Here is an 18,156-nt window from a genome sequence, read left to right on the forward strand (position 1 = left end):
CCGGGGAGTCGACTCCCCGGGGCCACGGCCGTCGTGCGTCCGCGGCGGGTCAGCCGACGGCGACCCGGGCGCCGCCGCGGGCGGCGGGCTGTTCGGCGCGCAGCCGCCGGTAGTGCCGGGCGGCCTTGGCGCGGTTGCCGCACTCGGCCATCGAGCACCAGCGCCGCATGCCGTTGCGCGAGGTGTCGAGGAACCAGAGCGGCAGCCGGTGCGGTCCGGCGCAGCTGCGGATCCGCTCGGGGGCGGTGCCGAGCAGCTGGAGGTAGTCGTCGAGGGCGAGCCAGCCGGCCAGCCAGGCCGGGTCGTCGACCTCGACGGTGGTGGCGGGCCCGTCGGCGGTGAGCCGGTAGCGCAGGGCGCCGCGGGCGAGCAGCCGGTCCACCTCGCGGACGGCGTCCGGGTCGGCGGGCGCCCGGCCGGGCCGGCGCTGGTCGTACGGGGGGCTGAGGGTGGCCTGCAGCGCCTCGCGGGTGTGCCGGGTCGCGGAGAGCGCGGCGCCGTCGGCGGGGCAGAGGCCGGCGAGGCCCGCGGAGGAGAGCCAGATCCGGTAGCCGTCCAGGTCGTCGAGCAGGTCGCGGGTGCCGGCCGGGGCGTCCCAGCGGGTGTTGAGCAGGTCGAGGGCGAGGGGTTCGCCGAGCAGCGGGCGGCGGTCGGCCGGGTCCGGGCTGCGGCCGCCGGCGGTGCCGGCCGGGCCGTGCCAGCGGCGGTCCGGGCCGGGGACGCCGAGGGCGAGGTCGAGCAGGGTGACCCGGGCGTCCGCCAGGGTGGTCAGCGGTGTGCCGTGTGCGCGCATCGTGCTCCCTCGGCCGGTGTCGGGCCGCTCTCCCCCCGTCCCCGGGCGGCACTGCGCGGGCAGCGCGGCGGCACCGGGCCAGTCTGGCGCCGGGGCCGGGCGCGCCGGAACGGGTGGGCGCCCGGTGTGCGCGCAACGGCCAGAGGCCGTGCGCGGCCTCATAACTGACCCTCGGGAATCTTTTCTAGCTTCGGATGTGCCAGACCCGGACACGCAGATCCGAACGCCCGATGGGGAGAGTGAAGCACGATGGCTCAGGCCGAATCAGACCTGGCACAGCCGGGCGCCGAGGCGCCCAACGACCTGCTGAACGGCGACACGTACCTGGAGAGCCTGCGTGACGGGCGCCAGGTGTACATCGACGGCGAGCTGGTCAAGGACGTGACCGAGCACCCGGCGTTCCGCAACGCCGCCCGCTCGATGGCGCACCTGTACGACGCGCTGCACCACCCGGACACCAAGGACATGATGACCACGGTCGACCGGTACACCGGCGCCCGGGTCCACCGGTTCTTCACTCCGGCCCACACGGCGGACGACCTGGTCAAGGCCCGTGACGCCATCGAGCACTGGGCGCGCCTGAGCTACGGCTTCATGAACCGCACGCCGGACTACAAGGCCTCCTTCATGGCCGGCCTGGCCGTCACCCACTCCTTCTACGAGCCGTTCGGCGACAACGCCCGCGCCTGGTACGAGAAGTACGCCCGTCAGGCGCTGGCGATCAGCCACGCGATCGTCAACCCGCCGGTCGACCGCCACAAGGCCGCGCACGACATCCCGGACGTCTACCTGAAGGTCGTCGAGGAGCGCGACGACGGCATCGTGGTCGAGGGCGCCAAGCTGATGGCCACCGCCTCCGCGCTGACCCACGTCGCCTTCGTCGGCCAGATCCACCTCGCCAACCTGGAGAAGGGCAAGGCCGAGGACATGGCGCTGGCCTTCATGGCGCCGCTGAACACGCCGGGCATGAAGGTGATCTGCCGCCCGTCGTACGAGAAGAAGGCCAACAGCCCGTTCGACAACCCGCTCTCCAGCCGGTTCGACGAGAACGACGCGGTGCTGGTCTTCGACAAGGCGTTCATCCCGTGGGAGAACGTCCTGATCTACCGGGACACCGAGAAGATCCACCAGTACTTCCCGCGTTCGGGCCTGCTCTCCCGCGGCTTCTTCCAGGGCGCGATCCGGATGGCCGTGAAGCTGGAGTTCATGGCGGGCGTCCTGGACCGCGGCACCCGCCTCAACGGCACCGACAAGTTCCGCGGCGTCCAGGCCGGCCTCGGCGAGCTGCTCGCCTGGCGCCACCAGACCTGGGCCGTCACCACCGCGATGGCGATGGACCCGGAGCCCGCCGAGGGCGGCACCGTCCTGCCGCGGATGGACTACTCGGCCGGCTACCGGGCGCTCGCCCCGATCAGCTGGGACCGCACCCACAAGTTCTTCGAGGAGCACCTGGCGGGCGCGCTGCTGATGACGCCGTCCAGCCACAAGGACCTCCAGAACCCGGAGCTGCGCCCGCTGTTCGACCGCTACTACCGCGGCTCCGGCACCACCGCGGAGGAGCGCGCCAAGCTCTTCAAGATGGCCTGGGACGCGGTCGGTTCGGAGTTCGGCGCCCGCCACGAGCTGTACGAGCTCAACTACGCGGGCGGCCCGGACCAGGTCCGCCTGGACACCCTGAACTGGACCCGCGCGGCCGGACTGCTCGACCAGTACGGCGACTTCGTGCAGAAGGCCATGGACGACTACGACCTGGACGGCTGGCGCAGCGGCCGCTGGGCCGAGACCGACTGACCCGGCCGGGCGGGCGGCCGCGGACGCGGCCGCCCGCCCTCCGCTCACAGGAGGCGGTAATGAACCACGATCTACGCAGCGTCATGCGTCACTTCGCCACCGGGGTCTGCGTCGTCAGCACCTACACGGACGGCGCCGACGGCCGGCGGCACGACGCCATCACGGTCAACTCGCTCACCTCGGTCTCGCTCGACCCGGCGATCATCACGCTCTGCTTCCGGCACGACTCGCGGTTCCTCGCGGACCTGCGGACCGCCGGCGTGTGGGGCGTCTCGATCCTGGACGGCGAGTCCGAGAGCCACGCCCGCGCCTTCGCCAAGGACCCGGAGTCGCGCCAGGTCTCGCTGTCCGAGGCCGCCCACAGCTTCGGCGACGCCACCGGTGTGCTGCTGCTCGACGCGGCCGGCTGGATGGAGGTCGCCTACCGCGACGAGCTGGTGATCGGCGACCACGTGATGGTGATCGGCGAGGTCGTGCGGCTCGGCGCCGCCGACTCCACCGCTCCGCTCATCTTCCTCCAGGGCGGATTCCACACCCTCGAACTCACCCGTTCCTGAGACAACGGAGATCGCACCACCATGAGCACGCCGAAGAAGAACACGTACAAGAGACCCCTCATCGCCTCCTCCGCCGCGGCCGCCCTGCTGGGCACCGCCGCACTGATCTCGCCCGCCGCCGGTTCGGCGAGCGCGGCGGGCACGGCGGTGGACACCACCCCGGTGAAGGTCTGTCTGACCGGGAACACCAGCACCACCGCCGAGTTCAACGTCACCCTGCCCAAGGTGGCCGTCGACCCGGTGCTGCAGGCGACCCCGTCGTACCTGGGGCCGTGCGCCTCGTACGGCACGCCGAGCGCCCTGGGCGACGGCAACGTGCGCACCTACGCCCAGCAGGAGCCGAACGGCAAGCCGATCTCGATGGGCTTCGTCTTCCCGAAGACGATGCTGCAGAACCTGCCGACCACGATGACGGACCAGCACCACTGCTACGACATCAACGGCAACGGCGTCATCGACGAGCACACCGAGTGCATGGGCGGCCACGAGCGTCCGCTCGACCTGCCCACCGCGCTCACCGGCACGCCCGACATCCCGTACAAGTGGGCGCTGCTGAACTACAACACCATGGGCCACGGCCCCGCGGGCATCTACGACCTCCCGCACTTCGACTTCCACTTCTACGTCCAGCCGAAGGCCGAGCGGGACGCGATCCGCCCCGGCCCGTGCGCGCTGGCGATCAACTGCGACGACTTCGCCACGGCGACCAAGCCGATCCCGTCGCAGTACATGCCCTCCGGCTACATAGACAACGGGGTGGCCGAGGTCGCGATGGGCAACCACCTGATCGACCAGAGCTCCCCCGAGTGGCACGGCCAGACGTTCACCCAGACGTTCATCTACGGCGCCTACGACGCGAAGATCAGCTTCCTGGAGCCGATGATCACCAAGGCGTACCTGGAGGGCCTGGCCACCGGCGCCAACCAGAGCGGGTGCTTCCCGATCAAGCAGCCGCAGGCCTGGCAGGTGGCCGGCTGGTACCCGAAGGACTACTGCATCAAGTACCGCGCCAACCGCGGCGACTACACCGTCTCGATGGAGAACTACCAGCACAGCTGAGCCATCGACCAGGCAGGGCCCTCCCCCGCCCTGCCCCCGGAGCCCGGCACCGGGGGCCATCCCCACCCCCGGTGCCGGGCCGCACCCACAGGCCGTTCGGATACGCGGAGGAGACAGCGCATGGACGGCGCCGGACATCCACGAGTGGCAGGAATCTGACATGTCATCGGCGATCTCACTCGCAGTCATCGGAGGCGGGGCCTCGGCGGTCTGCCTGATCGACGCCCTCGCCCAACGCGACACCGCACCCGGCAACCTCACGGTCTTCGAGCCGTCGCCGCACCTGTGGCGCGGCCGGGCGTACCAGTCCGACACCACCACGGTGAAGGTCAACGCGACCCCCGACGACATGTCGGTCCGGGCCGGCGACGACCGGCACTTCGAGCGGTGGCTCATGACCCGGGACCGGATCCTCGGCCTGCCCGAGGGCACCACCGGCCTCGACCCCAAGGCCGGCGCCCGCTTCGCTCCGCGCACCGAGTACGGGGAGTACCTGGAGCAGACCGCGCACGCCGCCCTCGCCAAGCTGCGCCTGCGCGGCTGGCGGGTGGACCTGGTGAGCGAGTCCGTCACCTCCGCCAACCTGGCGGCCGGCCGCGCGATGCTGCGCACCAACGAGGGCCGGGTGCGCGCCTTCGACTACGCGGTGCTCTGCGTCGGCGGCGACAGCCCCAAGGACGTGTACGGGCTCACCGGCAGCGGGAACTTCATCGGCGACCCGTACCCGATCACCCAGAAGCTGCAGTCCGTCGCCCCGGACCAGCACGTCGCCGTGATCGGCAGCGGCCTGACCGCCGTCGACATCATCATCTCGCTCGCCTCCCGCGGGCACCGCGGCCGGATCAGCCTGCTCTCCCGGCGCGGCATGCTGCCCGGCGTCCGGCAGAAGCCGGTCCACTTCGACCTGAAGCACGTCACCCCGGAGAAGATGCAGCGGCTGTCGCGCCGTCAGACCAGCCTGCGCCTCCAGGAGATCGCCGACCTGATCGGCAAGGAGTTCGCCGAGGCCGGCGCCGACCTGACCGCGGTGATCGAGGAGATCACCGGCGCGCACCGCGAGCACCCGGTCGAACGGCTGCGCCGCCAGCTCTCCGAGGTGGACTCGCCCGACCTGGGCCTGCGGATCCTGCAGCGCGCGGTGCCGGACACCGGCCCGGACATCTGGCCGCTGCTCTCCGAGCGCGACAAGGTCGAGCTGCTGCGCACCCACTACCGGACGATCATGAGCCTCTGCTGCCCGATGCCGCCGAGCAGCGCCACCGAGCTGCTGCGGCTCGCCGACGAGGGCCAGCTGCAGATCGTCTCCGGTCTGCAGGACATCGCGGCCGGCCCCGAGGGCGGCTACACCGTCGAGACCTCCGAGCAGGACGCCTTCCGGGCCGACGTGGTGATCAACGCCGTCAACGCCTCCGAGGGCAAGATCCCCGTCGGCGCGGCCCCGCTGGTCAACTCGCTCACCCGCAACCGGCTCGCCGACCGCCACCCGCACGGCGGCCTGCACATAGCCCGCGCCACCAGCCGGCTCGCCGTCGAGGGCCGGCCCGAACCGCGCTGGTACGCGCTCGGCAACATCGCGGCCGGGACGCTGTTCTTCACCTTCGGCATCCCCTCGCTGGTGGACCGGAGCCAGGACATCGTCCGTGCCGTCCTCGCGCACTCCCAGCGGATCGCCGGCCTGCGCGCCGAGCGCGTCCTGCAGAGCGCCTGACCCGGCGCCCCGAGTCCAGAGCCAAGGAGAGCACCCCCGTGACCACGACCACCCCGAGCTACCTGGCGGACACCGCCACCGGCCTGCCGCTGCCCGGCGACGCGCAGTTCGCCACCGCCGCCGAGGAGCGCCGGTACCGCAAGCAGCGGCTCACCGCCGCGCTGCGGCTGTTCGGCAAGTACGGCTTCGGCGAGGGCATATCGGGCCACATATCGGTCCGCGACCCCGAGCTGCCCGGGCACTTCTGGGTCAACCCGTTCGGCGTCTCGTTCAAGCGGGTCACCGTCGGCGACCTGATCCTGGTCGACTCCGACGGCACGGTGGTGGAGGGCCGGCACAAGGTCAACCCGAGTGCCTTCGTCATCCACTCCGCGATCCACGACATGAACCCGGACGCCGAGGCGGCCGCGCACGGCCACACCGCCCACTCGCGGGCGCTCGGCGCGCTCGGCCGACTGCTGGAGCCGATCGACCAGGAGTCCGCGGCCTTCTACGGCAAGCAGGTGCTCTACACCGAGTACGAGGGCCCCTCGGTCGCCGTCGAGCAGGGCAAGGACATCGCGCAGAAGCTCGGCGACAACCGGGCGATCCTGCTCCAGCACCACGGCCTGATCACGGTCGGCGGCTCGCTGGAGGAGGCCGTGCACTGGTTCTTCACCTTCGACAGCTGCGCCGAGGTCCAGCTGCTCGCGCTCGCCGCGGGCACCCCGAAGAGCTTCAGCCACGAGCAGGCCCTCTCCGCGGGCGCCGGCTTCGGCGACGCCCAGCTGGGCCGCTTCAGCTTCCAGCTGCTCTGGGACGAGATCGTCCACGAGCAGCCCGACCTGCTCGACGAGTGACGACCCGTCGGGCACACCGCACACCCCTGCCACACGAGGAGTGGTCATGAAGGTTCTGCTGTTCGGAGCGACCGGGAACATCGGCGCCGCGATCGCCGAGGAGCTCGTCGCCCGCGGCCACGAGGTCACCGGAGTCACCCGCTCCGGCGGCACCGGCGCGGGCTCGGCCGTCCCGCTCGTCGCGGGTGACGTCGCCGACGCCGAGCAGGTGGCCGAGCTCGTCCGGGGCCACGACGCGGTCGCCTCCGCCGTCGGCCCCCGGATCGGCGCGGACGACGACCGGACGATCCTCCTCGGCGCCACCGACGGGCTCGTCGCCGGCCTGCGCAAGGCCGGCGTGAAGCGCCTGGTGGTGCTCGGCGGCGCCGGCAGCCTGCGCACCCCCGACGGCACCCGCGTCGTGGACGACCCCCACTTCCCGGAGCTGTGGAAGGCCAACGCCCTCGCCCAGATCGAGGCGCTCGGCCGCTACCGCGAGGTCGACGACCTCGACTGGACGTACATCTCGCCGGCCAAGCTGATCGAGCCCGGCGAGCGCACCGGGGCCTACCGGCTGAGCGGCGACGACCTGCTGGTCGACGCCGAAGGCCGGTCCCGGATCAGCATCCCGGACTACGCGGTCGCCTTCGTCGACCAGCTCGAAGGCGGACGGGCCCTGCGGACCAGGGTCTCCGTCGCGTACTGACACCGCGTACCGGCGGACCGACGGCCCCCACCCGGCGGTCCGCACCCCGCATCAGCACCACCGGCCCGCCCGGCCGCCGGCCCCCGCCGACCGCCGGGCGCGCCACCACTCCGGAGGGAACCCGAAACCATGTCATCCACCGCCAGGGCCAAGGGCGGCGGCGCGGTCGTCGCCATCCTGGGCGCACTCACCGCGCTGGGTCCGCTGTCCAACGACACCTACCTGCCCGGTCTGCCCGACCTCACCCACGACCTGCACGCGAGCGCCTCGGCCGGCCAGCTCAGCCTCACCGCCTGCCTGCTCGGCCTCGGCCTCGGCCAGCTCTTCGCCGGCCCGATCTCGGACGCCGCCGGCCGCCGCAAGCCGCTGCTGTGGGGCCTCGGCGTCTACACCGTGGCGGCGCTGCTGTGCGCCGTCGCACCGAACATCTGGCTGCTGGTCGCGCTGCGCGCGATCCAGGGCCTCGGCGGCGCGGTCGGCATCGTGATCGCCGCCGCGGTCGTCCGCGACAAGCACGAGGGCGCCGCGGCCGCCAAGTACTTCGCGCTGCTGATGCTGATCACCGGCCTGGCGCCGGTGCTCGCCCCGGTGGCCGGCGGCCAGCTGCTGCGCTTCACCTCCTGGCACGGCGTCTTCACCCTGCTCGGCGTCCTCGGCGCGCTGCTGCTCGTCGTGGTCGCCGTCGGCCTGCCGGAAACCCACCCGGTGGAGCGGCGGCGCACCGGCGGCCTGAAGGCGACCGGTCCGGTCTTCCGCCGGCTGCTCTCCGACCGCGTCTTCGTCGGCTACAACCTGGCCTGCGGCCTCGCCTTCGCGGCGATGTTCGCGTACATCGCGGGTTCGCCGTTCGTGCTGCAGGACATCCACGGCATGTCCCCGCAGGGCTTCAGCGCGGTGTTCGCGGTCAACGCGGCCGGCCTGGTGGTCTGCGCGCAGATCTGCGGCCGGATCGTGCACCGCACCGGCCCGCGCCCGCTGCTCGCGATCGGCCTGACCGGCTCCGCGGTGGGCGGCCTCGGCCTGCTCGTCACGGTGCTCGCCGACGGCGGCCTGGTGCCGCTGCTGGTCGCGCTGTTCGTGGTGGTCTCCAGCGTCGGCCTGGTCATGCCGACCGCGACCGCGCTCGCCCTGCAGGAGCACGGCGACTCGGCCGGCTCCGCCGCGGCCCTGCTCGGCCTGTCCCAGCACATCATCGGTGCCGCCGTGGTGCCGCTGGTGGGCCTGGCCGGCGAGGGCACGGCCGTGCCGATGGGCATCGTCATCGCGGTGCTCGGAAGCGGCGCGCTGCTCTCCTTCGCCGCGCTGACCCGCGCCGCGGCCGCACCGGCCCCGGCGGCCGGGGCGGACGCCCGCTCGGAGCAGGCCGCGCACGCCTGATCCTCCGCCGCCCCGCCGGGCCCGTCCCGGCGGGGCGGCCCCTCGCTCTCCCCCGCACCACCCGCACCACCGTGCAAGCCCCCGCTCCCCCGGAACCACTGAAGTACGGGCGTTGCGCCCCGATCGCCTCGCACGCTCTGCCGCACCGCGTCCCATTTCACGAGCCGGAGATCGTTATGCCGTTCGCAACCTCGACCGACGTCCTGTCCCGGGAGGAGTCCTGGCGGACCCTGCCCGCGGCCCAGCAGCCGGACTGGCCGGACCCCGATGCCCTGGAGCGGGTCTGCGACGAACTGCGCACCTACCCGCCGCTGGTGTTCGCCGGGGAGTGCGACAACCTGACCGCCCGACTGGCCGCCGTGGCCCGCGGCGAGGCCTTCCTGCTGCAGGGCGGCGACTGCGCGGAGACCTTCGACGGCGTCTCCGCCGAGCAGATCCGCTCCAAGCTGAAGACCATGCTGCAGATGGCCGCCGTGCTGACCTTCGGCGCCTCGGTGCCGGTGGTCAAGGTCGGCCGGATCGCCGGCCAGTACTCCAAGCCGCGTTCGCAGCCCACCGAGACCCGGGACGGCGTCACCCTGCCGACCTACCGCGGCGACTCGGTCAACGGGCTGGCGTTCGACGCCGAGGCCCGGGTGCCCGACCCGCAGCGGCTGCTGCGGATGTACAACTCCTCCGCCGCGACCCTCAACCTCGTCCGCGCGTTCATCTCCGGCGGCTACGCCGACCTGCGCGAAGTGCACTCCTGGAACCAGGACTTCGTCCGCACCTCGCCGGCCGGCCAGCGCTACGAGCGGCTCGCCGAGGAGATCGACTCCGCCCTCTCGTTCATGCGGGCCTGCGGCGTCGACCCGACCGAGCTGCACCGCACCGAGTTCTACACCAGCCACGAAGCGCTGATCCTGGACTACGAGTGCGCGATGTCCCGCCTCGACAGCCGGTCCAACGACCGCTACGACGTCTCCGCCCACATGCTGTGGATCGGCGAGCGCACCCGCCAACCGGACGGCGCCCACCTGGAGTTCGCCTCCAAGGTGAACAACCCGATCGGCGTCAAGCTCGGCCCGACCACCACCGCGGACGAGGCGCTCACCCTGATCGACCGGCTCGACCCGAAGCGCGTCCCCGGCCGGCTCACCTTCATCACCCGGATGGGTGCGGAGAAGATCCGTGACCTGCTGCCGCGGCTGGTCGAGAAGGTCACCGCCGAGGGCGCTCAGGTCGCCTGGGTCTGCGACCCGATGCACGGCAACACCTTCACCGCCTCCACCGGCCACAAGACCCGCAGCTTCGACGCCGTCCTGGACGAGGTCGCCGGCTTCTTCGAGGTGCACCGCTCGCTGGGCACCCACCCGGGCGGCATCCACGTCGAGATCACCGGCGACGACGTCACCGAGTGCGTCGGCGGCGGCCACGCCCTGGTCGCCGAGGACCTCCACCAGCGGTACGAGTCGGCCTGCGACCCGCGGCTCAACCGCAGCCAGTCGCTCGACCTGGCCTTCCTGGTCGCCGAGATGTACCGGGGCCGCGGCACCGCCGCCGGCGTCCGGACCGTCCAGGCGGTGCGCTGATGCGCGCCGTCCGCGGGGCGATCCAGGTCGACCGGGACGACCCGGCCGAGGTCATGGACGCCACCCGCCTGCTGCTCCAGGAGATCATCGAGGCGAACTCGCTCGTCCCCGACGACCTGGTCTCGATCCTCTTCACCGCCACCCCTGACCTGCGCAGCGGCTTCCCCGCCCGCGCCGCCCGCGACCTCGGCCTGACCGACGTGCCGCTGATGTGCGCCCAGGAGATGGACGTCGACGGCGGCCTGCCGCGCACCGTCCGGGTGCTGGTCACCGCCGAGACCCCGCTGCCCCGCGACCGCGTCCGGCACGTCTACCTCGGCGGCGCCCGGGCCCTGCGCCCCGACCTGGCGCAGCCGATGGCGGGTGCCCGGTGATCCGTACCGCCGCGGTGGTCGGGGCCGGACTGATCGGCACCTCGGTGGCGCTCGCGCTGAGCCGCCGCGGGGTGCTGGTGCACCTGATCGACACCGACCGGGACGCCGTCCGCACCGCCGTCGCGCTCGGCGGCGGGGTGGACTGCCCGCCGGACGAGCCGGTGGACATCGCGGTGATCGCGGTGCCGCCGAGCGCGGTCGGCCGGGTGCTGGCCGACCACCAGGCCCGCGGCCTCGCCCACGCCTACACCGACGTGGCGAGCGTCAAGCACGAGACCGAGCGGGCGGTGCTCGGCGGCGCCCCGGACCCGTCCCTGTTCGTCGGCGGCCACCCGATGGCAGGCGGCGAGCGGTCCGGGCCGCTCGCCGCCTGCGCCAACCTCTTCGAGGGCCGCACCTGGGTGCTGACCACCTGCGAGATGACCTCCCGGGAGACGCTCAACCGGGCGCTCGCCATGGTCGCCATGTGCGGCGCGGTGCCGGTGGTGATGGAGAGCGACGCGCACGACCGGGCGGTGGCACTCGTCTCGCACGCGCCGCACGTGGTCGCCGCGCTGATGGCCGCCCGGCTGGAGAACGCCCCCGAGGAGGCGTCCCGGCTGGCCGGCCAGGGGGTGCGCGACATGACCCGGATCGCCGGCGGCGACCCCGGGCTGTGGGGCGACATCCTGGAGTCCAACGCCACCGCCGTCGCCGACGTGCTCAGCGAACTCGCCGACGACCTGGCGGCCACCGTGCGGGCGCTGCGCGGCCTCGCCGAGGTCGACGCGGCCAAGCGGGCCGAGGAGATGACCCGGGTGATCGACCTGCTCGGCCGCGGCAACGCCGGCCGGGCCCGGCTGCCCGGCAAGCCCGGCACGGCGGGCGGCGCGCTGGTGCCGGTGGTCATCGGCGACCGGCCCGGCGAACTGGCGCGGCTCTTCGCCGCCGTCCAGGACACCGGCGTCAACATCGAGGACGTGTCGATCGACCACTCCACCGGCCGCCCGAGCGGCCTGGTCGAACTGGTGGTCGCCACCGACGCGGCCGGCCTGCTCGCCGACCGGCTGCTGGCCGCCAACTGGACGGTGCAGCGGATCCGTCCGGTCTACGCGAACCGCGCCGCCGGCGCCGAGAACCGGGACCGCAGCGCCGCGGACCGCGTCTCCGTGCCGAGCTGACGAAGGAGCAGCAGTGACGCTGGTCTACGTGCTCAACGGCCCCAACCTGGCCCGGCTCGGTCTGACCGAGCCGGGCCGGGACGGCCGCGCCGCCTACCCGGAACTCGTCCGGGTCTGCCAGGAGACCGCCGCCGAGCTCGGCCTGCGGGCCGTCGTGCTGCAGACCGACAGCGAGGCGGAACTGGTCGACTGGCTGCACCGGGTCGCCGAGGAGGCGGCCCCGCTGGTGCTCAACCCGGCCGCGTTCACGCACTGCTCGTACCCGGTGCGGGACGCGCTCGCGCTGCGCCGTGCCCCGGCGATCGAGGTGCACCTGTGCAACCCGTACGCGCGCGAGCCGTTCCGCCGGGTCTCCGTGCTGTCCGACGTGGTCGACGGCGCGGTGACCGGCCTCGGGACGGACTCCTACCGGCTCGCGCTGCACGCCGTCGCCCGCCTCGCCGGGGCGGGCGCCCGTCCGCAACCCCGAGGAGCCATCGCGTGACCACCGCCGCCCGAGGGGCGATCGCCCGCATCCCGGGCTCCAAGAGCATCACCAACCGGGCGCTGCTGCTGGCCGCGGCCGCCCTCGGCCCGAGCCGGCTCGGGGCGCCGCTGGTCAGCGCCGACACCGTCGCCTTCCGCCGGGCGCTGGAGGCGCTCGGGGTGCGGGTGGACGAGCAGGACGGCGACTGGGTCGTGCACGGCACCGGCCGCGGCCCGCACGGCCGCGCCCGCCTCTGGTGCGAGGACGCCGGCACCGCCGCCCGCTTCCTGCCGGTGCTCGCCGCGGCCGGCTCCGGCCGGTTCGAGGTGGACGGCACCGAGCAGCTCCGGGCGCGCCCGCTCGGCCCGCTGGTCGACGCCCTGGTGCGGCTCGGCGCCGAAGTGACGGCCGGGCCCGGCGGCCGGCTGCCGCTGACCGTCCGCACCACCGGACTGCAGGGCGGCGAGATCGCCCTCGACTCCACCAGCAGCAGCCAGTACCTGACCGGTCTGCTGCTGTCCGCCCCGCTGATGCGCAGCCCGCTCACCGTGCACGCGGCGGGCCTGGTGAGCCGCCCCTACATCGACATGACGGTGGCGCTGATGCGCCGCTTCGGCGCCGACGTGGCGCAGGGGCCGGACGGCCGGCTGCGGGTCACCGGCGGCTACCGGGCCACCGACCTGCGGATCGAGCCGGACGCCTCCACCGCCTCGTACGTGTTCGCGGCGGCGGCGGTGTCCGGCCGGTCGGTCACCGTGCCGGGACTCGGCCGCGACAGCCTCCAGGGCGACCTCCGGTTCGTCGAGGTGCTGCGGCGGGCAGGCGCCGAGGTGGAGATCGGCGAGGACGGGACCACCGTGACCGGGACGGGGCGGCTGCGCGGCGGCTTCGAGGTCGACATGGGCGACATCTCCGACACCTTCATGACGCTGGCGGCCGTCGCACCGCTCGCGGACGGGCCGATCACCGTCACCGGCATCCGGCACGCCCGGTTCAAGGAGTCCGACCGGATCGCCGCCGTCGCCGGCAACCTGCGGCGGCTCGGCGTCGAGGTGACGGAGGGCCCGGACCGGCTCACCGTGCACCCCGGGGCCGTCTCCGGCGGCCTCGTCGACTGTCACCGCGACCACCGGATCGCGATGTCCTTCTCCGTCCTGGGCCTGCGGGTGCCGGGCATCGTGCTGGACGACCCGTCCTGCGTCGACAAGACCTTCCCCGAGTTCCACACCGAATTCGCCCGCCTCTTCGCCTGACGAAGAGCCCACAGGGGCGCGGGGAACTGCGGAGAGCACCTCAGGGGCGCGGGGAACTGCGCAATCCGGATGCGGCGCACGGACGGATCAGGTCGGCCCTGACTCGTTCCGCGGCCCACCCCGGACTGCGCAGTTCTCCCCCGGCCTTCGGCCGGGAGGTGCCCCCGCGCGCCCCTCATGGGCTACCGCCAGGCGGCAGCGACTTGCAGGACCACGTCGTTGGCCTCCGGCTCCCCCACCGTGATCCGCACGCCGTCCGTCCCGTACGGCCGGACCACGGCGCCGAGTTCCGCACAGGCCTCGGTGAACGCGGCAGTGCGCCCGCCGAGCCGCAGCCAGACGAAGTTGGCCTCGCTGTCCGGCAGGTCGAAGCCGCTCTCCCGGAGTGCCGCGGTGACCCGGGCCCGTTCCTTCACCAGCAGTTCGACCCGGTCGAGGAGTTCGTCCTCGGCGGCGAGCGAGGCCAGTGCGGCGTCCTGGGCGAGCCCGCTGACGCCGAACGGCAGCCCCACCTTGCGGAGCACGGCCGCCACCTCGGGGTGGGCGACGGCGTAGCCGATCCGCAGGCCGGCCAGGCCGTAGGCCTTGGAGAAGGTGCGCAGCAGCACGACGTTGCCGTGCCGGCGGTGGAACGCGAGGCCGTCGGCGGCGTCCGGGTCGCGGACGAACTCGGTGTAGGCCTCGTCGAGGACGACCGTCACGTCGTCCGGCACCCGGTCGAGGAAGCGCTCCAGTTCGGCGCGGCGGACGACGGTGCCGGTGGGGTTGTTGGGGGTGCAGAGGAAGATCAGCCGGGTGCGGTCGGTGACCGCGTCGGCCATGGCGTCGAGGTCGTGGCGCTCGTCGGCGAGCAGCGGCACCCGGACGGAGGTGGCGCCGCAGACCTCGGCCATGATCGGGTACGCCTCGAACGACCGCCAGGCGTACAGGACTTCGTCGCCCGGTCCGGCGGTGGCGCGGACCAGCAGCCGGCCGACGGCGACCGAGCCGGTGCCGAAGACCAACCGGTCGGCGGGGACGCCGAGGCGGGCGGCGAGCGCCTCGGCGAGGGCGGTGCAGGCCGGGTCGGGGTAGCGGTTGATCCGGCCGGCCTGTTCGCGGACGGCGGCGACGACCGAGGGCAGCGGCGGGTAGGGGTTCTCGTTGGAGGAGAGTTTGAGGTTCTCGCAGCCCTGGCGCGGGGAGCGGCCGGGGACGTAGTCCGGGACGGCGGCCAGCGCGGCTCTGAGCCGGGGGGCGTCGTAGCGGCTCACGGCGGGTACCTCCTGCGGTCGGGGCCCGATCAGGTCGGGTTGAAGGGCGAGGGGGCGGCGAACTTCCAGCGCAGGGTGGTGAAGTCGCGGACCTCGACCACCTGCTCGACGTCGAACTCGACCAGTCGCAGGGCGCCCTGGACGGCCTTGGAGCGGGACTCGTCCCAGTCGATCCGGGCCTTCCCGGTGACGTGCAGGGCGTGGCCGGCCTCCCAGTCGAGGAAGGTGAGGCCGCAGGCGGGGTCGAGCTGGAGGTTGCCGAGGGTCATGTAGAAGGAGTTGCCGAAGTAGTCCGGCCAGACGATCCTGTTCGGCGCGGGGACCTCGACGAAGCCGGGCGCGCCGCCGCGGTGCGAGGCGTCGGCGCCGTGCTGCGGGGCGCGGCTGGCGATGAAGAAGGTGTCGGCGCCGGTGATCCAGCGCTGCTGGTCGGCGTCGAGCACGGTGGAGCGGCGCACGGCCGGCGCGGCGGCCTGCGGTGCGTCGGGGCGCAGCACCCGCTGCTGCAGGTACTTGGGGCAGTTGCCGAGGACCTGCTCGGTGGTGACGACGAGGACGTCGCCCTCGCGCTGCGCGACGCCGTTGATCCGGATCCGCTGGCTGGTCTGCGGCTCGATGGCGAGCATGCCGATGTCGCGCTGTTCGTCGAAGACGTGCTCCAGCGGGTCGCCGGCCACCGGCAGGGCCTTGACGTGGATGGTGTGGGAGCCGACGGCGCCGGCGAAGCCGCGCGGGCCGGTCAGGACGGTGGACCAGGCGGCGCCGTCGTCGTCCACGCCGCCGATCACCAGCATCCGCTGGCGGCGCAGGAACATGTCGAACGGCGGTGGGATCGCGGCCTCGAACATCGGCGAGCCCCAGCCGGGGTGGCCCTCGCCGGCCCGCTGCTGCACCGCCTGCTCGCCCTCGTGGTACGGCGTCTTGACCATGGGTCGGCCCTCTCTGTGCGGGTGTTCGTCCGGTGCGGCGCGTCTTCGCCGCGGGTCGCCTGCTCGGTTCACGGGCGCGGGCCGGGCGCCCGGGGTTCGCCCCGGGCGCCCGGCCCGCGTGTGCGGTCGGCGGCGCCGGTCAGGCGTGCTTGCCGATCAGCAGGACGGTGTCGACGACGCGGTTGGAGAAACCCCACTCGTTGTCGTACCAGCCGGCGACCTTGACGGTGCGGTTGTTGATGACCTTGGTGAGCCCGGAGTCGAAGATGCAGGACGCCGGGTCGGTGACGATGTCGTTGGAGACCAGCGGCTCGTCGGTGTAGCGCAGGACGCCGGCCAGCGCGCCCTCGGCGGCCTTCGCGAACAGCGCGTTGACCTCCTCGACGGTGGTGTCGCGGGCGACGGTGACGGTCAGGTCGGTGACCGATCCGACGACGACCGGGACGCGCAGCGCGTAGCCGTCGAGCTTGCCGTTGAGCTCGGGCAGCACCTGGCCGATGGCCTTGGCGGCGCCGGTGCTGGTCGGCACGATGTTGCCGGCCGCGGCACGGGCCCGGCGGAGGTCCTTGTGCGGACCGTCCTGCAGGTTCTGGTCCTGGGTGTAGGCGTGCACGGTGGTCATCAGGCCCTGCTCGATGCCCAGGCCGTCGTTGAGGACCTTCGCCAGCGGGGCGAGGCAGTTGGTGGTGCACGAGGCGTTGGAGACCACGTTGTGGACGTCCTCGTCGTACACCGCGTCGTTGATGCCGATCGCGATGGTGAGGTCCTGGTTGGTGGCCGGGGCCGAGATGATGACCTTGCGGGCGCCGGCCGCGAGGTGCGCCTTGGCCTTCTCGGCGTCGGTGAAGACGCCGGTGGACTCCACGACCACGTCGACGCCCAGCTCCGCCCAGGGCAGGTCGGCCGGGTTGCGCTCGGCGGTGACGCGGATGCTGCGGCCGTCGACGACGATCTCGCCCTGGCCCGCCGTCACGGGCACCGGCAGCTTGCCGAGCGTGGTGTCGTACTTCAGGAGGTGGGCCAGGGTCGCCGCGTCGGTGAGGTCGTTGACCGCCACGATCTCGATGTCGGCGTTCTGCTCAAGTGCGGCGCGGAGGAAACTCCGGCCGATCCGGCCGAATCCGTTGATGCCTACCTTGATTGCCACGGGTGGGCCCCTTCTGGGTGGGTGCACAGGGGGACGCGCGCAGCGCCGGTGATCCGCGCGCCCGGCACTGATCTGTACCGCCGACGCTAGGCGGGGCCCGGCCGGGCGACTTGTCGGAACGCGCACGGGTTGTTGTGCGGCCGCGCACGATCCGGCCGGAGCGCTTCACAGCGGGCCGGGCATCACTGCTGCCGATGAAAACCGCATACCTTCCAGAAGGTATGTTTCCATGATGGAGGGGTCCGCCCTCCCGGGGCGGACCGGGTACCGGCTGACGCGGCCTCAAGTCCTCGCGGGGGAGCCATGGATGCAATGCCTACCGAGAACGGGCACACCGAGAACGGAACGGCACCGCGCCGGGCGCCGGAGCCGCCCGTGCTGCCGGTGGTGGAGAACGTGAGCGAGGTCAGCCTCGGCAAGGTCCGGATCACCGTCGTCGAGGGCACCGCCCCGGAGTACGGCGACGACGTCCGGGTCTCCCAGCACCGCACCCGCGGGGGCGAGGCCTACCTGCGGGTGAGCTGTCCGCTGTCCGACCCGCTCGCCGTCCCCGAGCTGTTGCGCCAGCTCGCCGACCAGGGCGCACTGCCCTCCGACCGCACCGCCGAACTGCTGGCCCGCGGCATCACCGGACTGGTCGCCCAGGCGTGCGCCGACTACATGGACCGCGACCAGGACTCGCCCCGTCCGGCCCGCAGCTCCGGCCTCGCCCGCCGCGCCATGCTGCAGCGGATCAAGCACTTCGCCCGCAGCCGGCTCGCCGACCCCGAGCTGAAGCCGGAGATGCTCGCGCAGCACCACCACATCTCGCTGCGCTACCTGCAGAAGCTCTTCCAGGAGCACGGCCAGAGCCCGGCCAGCTGGATCCGCGACGAGCGGCTGCACCGCTGCTGCGCCGAGCTGCGCGACCCGCGGCTGGCGCACCTCACCATCGCGATGATCGGCGAGCGCTCCGGCCTGTACGGCGCCTCGCACTTCAGCCGGCTGTTCCGCGACCGCTACGGCATCTCGCCGCGCGAGTACCGCCGCGACCACGCACGCCTGACCGACGCCGCCTGACCCGGCGCCGCCCGCCGGGAGGTCCGACCCGACGCCGTCCGCCGGGCCGCCCGGCCGGTGTCGCCGCACCGCCCGCACCGCCCGTCCCGCACCGCCCGAACCACGCCGCCCGCCGGGCCGTCCGGCACCGACCGG

At 73.2% G+C, this 18,156-nt stretch carries 17 protein-coding genes; 13 read left to right on the top strand and 4 right to left on the bottom strand.

Features of this window, described 5'->3' with window-relative positions; genetic code table 11:
* Positions 1-49: 49 nt before the first annotated feature.
* On the bottom strand, positions 50-793 hold the full coding sequence (locus tag AB0442_RS22150) for a CGNR zinc finger domain-containing protein (RefSeq protein ID WP_363548841.1): 744 nt from the start codon (positions 791-793) through the stop codon (positions 50-52).
* A 249-nt stretch (positions 794-1,042) separates the two neighbouring features.
* Between AB0442_RS22150 and AB0442_RS22155 the strand changes: the two genes are divergently transcribed.
* From AB0442_RS22155 to aroA, 12 genes are all read left to right on the top strand, one after another.
* Positions 1,043-2,584: a 4-hydroxyphenylacetate 3-hydroxylase family protein gene (locus AB0442_RS22155; RefSeq protein ID WP_344622136.1), complete on the top strand. Its 1,542-nt coding sequence runs from the start codon at positions 1,043-1,045 to the stop codon at positions 2,582-2,584.
* A 59-nt stretch (positions 2,585-2,643) separates the two neighbouring features.
* The gene (locus tag AB0442_RS22160; protein ID WP_344622137.1) at positions 2,644-3,141 is read left to right on the top strand and encodes a flavin reductase family protein; all 498 of its coding nucleotides are present in this window, start codon (positions 2,644-2,646) and stop codon (positions 3,139-3,141) included.
* 21 nt (positions 3,142-3,162) lie between these two features.
* Positions 3,163-4,200 carry a hypothetical protein gene (locus AB0442_RS22165; RefSeq protein WP_366164725.1) on the top strand — a complete coding sequence of 346 codons (1,038 nt, stop codon included), beginning with the start codon at positions 3,163-3,165 and terminating at the stop codon, positions 4,198-4,200.
* 160 nt (positions 4,201-4,360) lie between these two features.
* Positions 4,361-5,908: an FAD/NAD(P)-binding protein gene (locus tag AB0442_RS22170; RefSeq protein ID WP_366164726.1), complete on the top strand. Its 1,548-nt coding sequence runs from the start codon at positions 4,361-4,363 to the stop codon at positions 5,906-5,908.
* 38 nt (positions 5,909-5,946) lie between these two features.
* Positions 5,947-6,747, top strand: a complete 801-nt coding sequence (locus AB0442_RS22175; protein WP_363550258.1) for a class II aldolase/adducin family protein — start codon at positions 5,947-5,949, stop codon at positions 6,745-6,747.
* A gap of 46 nt (positions 6,748-6,793) precedes the next feature.
* Entirely contained in the window at positions 6,794-7,432 is a 639-nt protein-coding gene (locus AB0442_RS22180; RefSeq protein WP_366164728.1) for an NAD(P)H-binding protein, read from the top strand.
* 129 nt (positions 7,433-7,561) lie between these two features.
* A complete protein-coding gene (locus AB0442_RS22185; protein ID WP_359979884.1) occupies positions 7,562-8,809 on the top strand; it encodes a multidrug effflux MFS transporter in 1,248 nt (415 codons plus the stop codon).
* Between the two features lie 176 nt (positions 8,810-8,985).
* A complete protein-coding gene (locus AB0442_RS22190) occupies positions 8,986-10,380 on the top strand; it encodes a class II 3-deoxy-7-phosphoheptulonate synthase (protein ID WP_366164730.1) in 1,395 nt (464 codons plus the stop codon).
* On the top strand, positions 10,380-10,754 hold the full coding sequence (gene aroH, locus AB0442_RS22195) for a chorismate mutase (protein ID WP_363550266.1): 375 nt from the start codon (positions 10,380-10,382) through the stop codon (positions 10,752-10,754). The genes AB0442_RS22190 and aroH overlap by 1 nt, the downstream gene beginning before the upstream one ends.
* Complete coding sequence (locus tag AB0442_RS22200) at positions 10,754-11,914, top strand: prephenate dehydrogenase (protein ID WP_366164805.1); 1,161 nt, start codon at positions 10,754-10,756, stop codon at positions 11,912-11,914. Before aroH ends, AB0442_RS22200 begins: the two co-directional genes overlap by 1 nt.
* A gap of 13 nt (positions 11,915-11,927) precedes the next feature.
* Positions 11,928-12,398: a type II 3-dehydroquinate dehydratase gene (locus AB0442_RS22205; protein ID WP_366164733.1), complete on the top strand. Its 471-nt coding sequence runs from the start codon at positions 11,928-11,930 to the stop codon at positions 12,396-12,398.
* The gene (aroA, locus tag AB0442_RS22210) at positions 12,395-13,633 is read left to right on the top strand and encodes a 3-phosphoshikimate 1-carboxyvinyltransferase (RefSeq protein ID WP_366164735.1); all 1,239 of its coding nucleotides are present in this window, start codon (positions 12,395-12,397) and stop codon (positions 13,631-13,633) included. The genes AB0442_RS22205 and aroA overlap by 4 nt, the downstream gene beginning before the upstream one ends.
* 182 nt (positions 13,634-13,815) lie before the next feature.
* Here the strand turns inward: aroA and hisC are convergent, their stop codons facing one another.
* The 3 genes from hisC to gap form a co-directional block, all read right to left on the bottom strand.
* A complete protein-coding gene (gene hisC / locus AB0442_RS22215; protein WP_366164737.1) occupies positions 13,816-14,886 on the bottom strand; it encodes a histidinol-phosphate transaminase in 1,071 nt (356 codons plus the stop codon).
* Positions 14,887-14,915: 29 nt separating this feature from the next.
* On the bottom strand, positions 14,916-15,815 hold the full coding sequence (locus tag AB0442_RS22220) for a pyridoxamine 5'-phosphate oxidase family protein (protein ID WP_366164738.1): 900 nt from the start codon (positions 15,813-15,815) through the stop codon (positions 14,916-14,918).
* Positions 15,816-15,954: 139 nt separating this feature from the next.
* Positions 15,955-16,962: a type I glyceraldehyde-3-phosphate dehydrogenase gene (gene gap, locus AB0442_RS22225; RefSeq protein ID WP_363546228.1), complete on the bottom strand. Its 1,008-nt coding sequence runs from the start codon at positions 16,960-16,962 to the stop codon at positions 15,955-15,957.
* Between the two features lie 312 nt (positions 16,963-17,274).
* Between gap and AB0442_RS22230 the strand changes: the two genes are divergently transcribed.
* Positions 17,275-18,021: a helix-turn-helix domain-containing protein gene (locus AB0442_RS22230; RefSeq protein ID WP_363546231.1), complete on the top strand. Its 747-nt coding sequence runs from the start codon at positions 17,275-17,277 to the stop codon at positions 18,019-18,021.
* Positions 18,022-18,156 lie beyond the last annotated feature (135 nt).

Source organism: Kitasatospora sp. NPDC085895 (genome assembly GCF_040702125.1).
GTDB classification, from domain to species: Bacteria; Actinomycetota; Actinomycetes; order Streptomycetales; family Streptomycetaceae; genus Kitasatospora; species Kitasatospora arboriphila.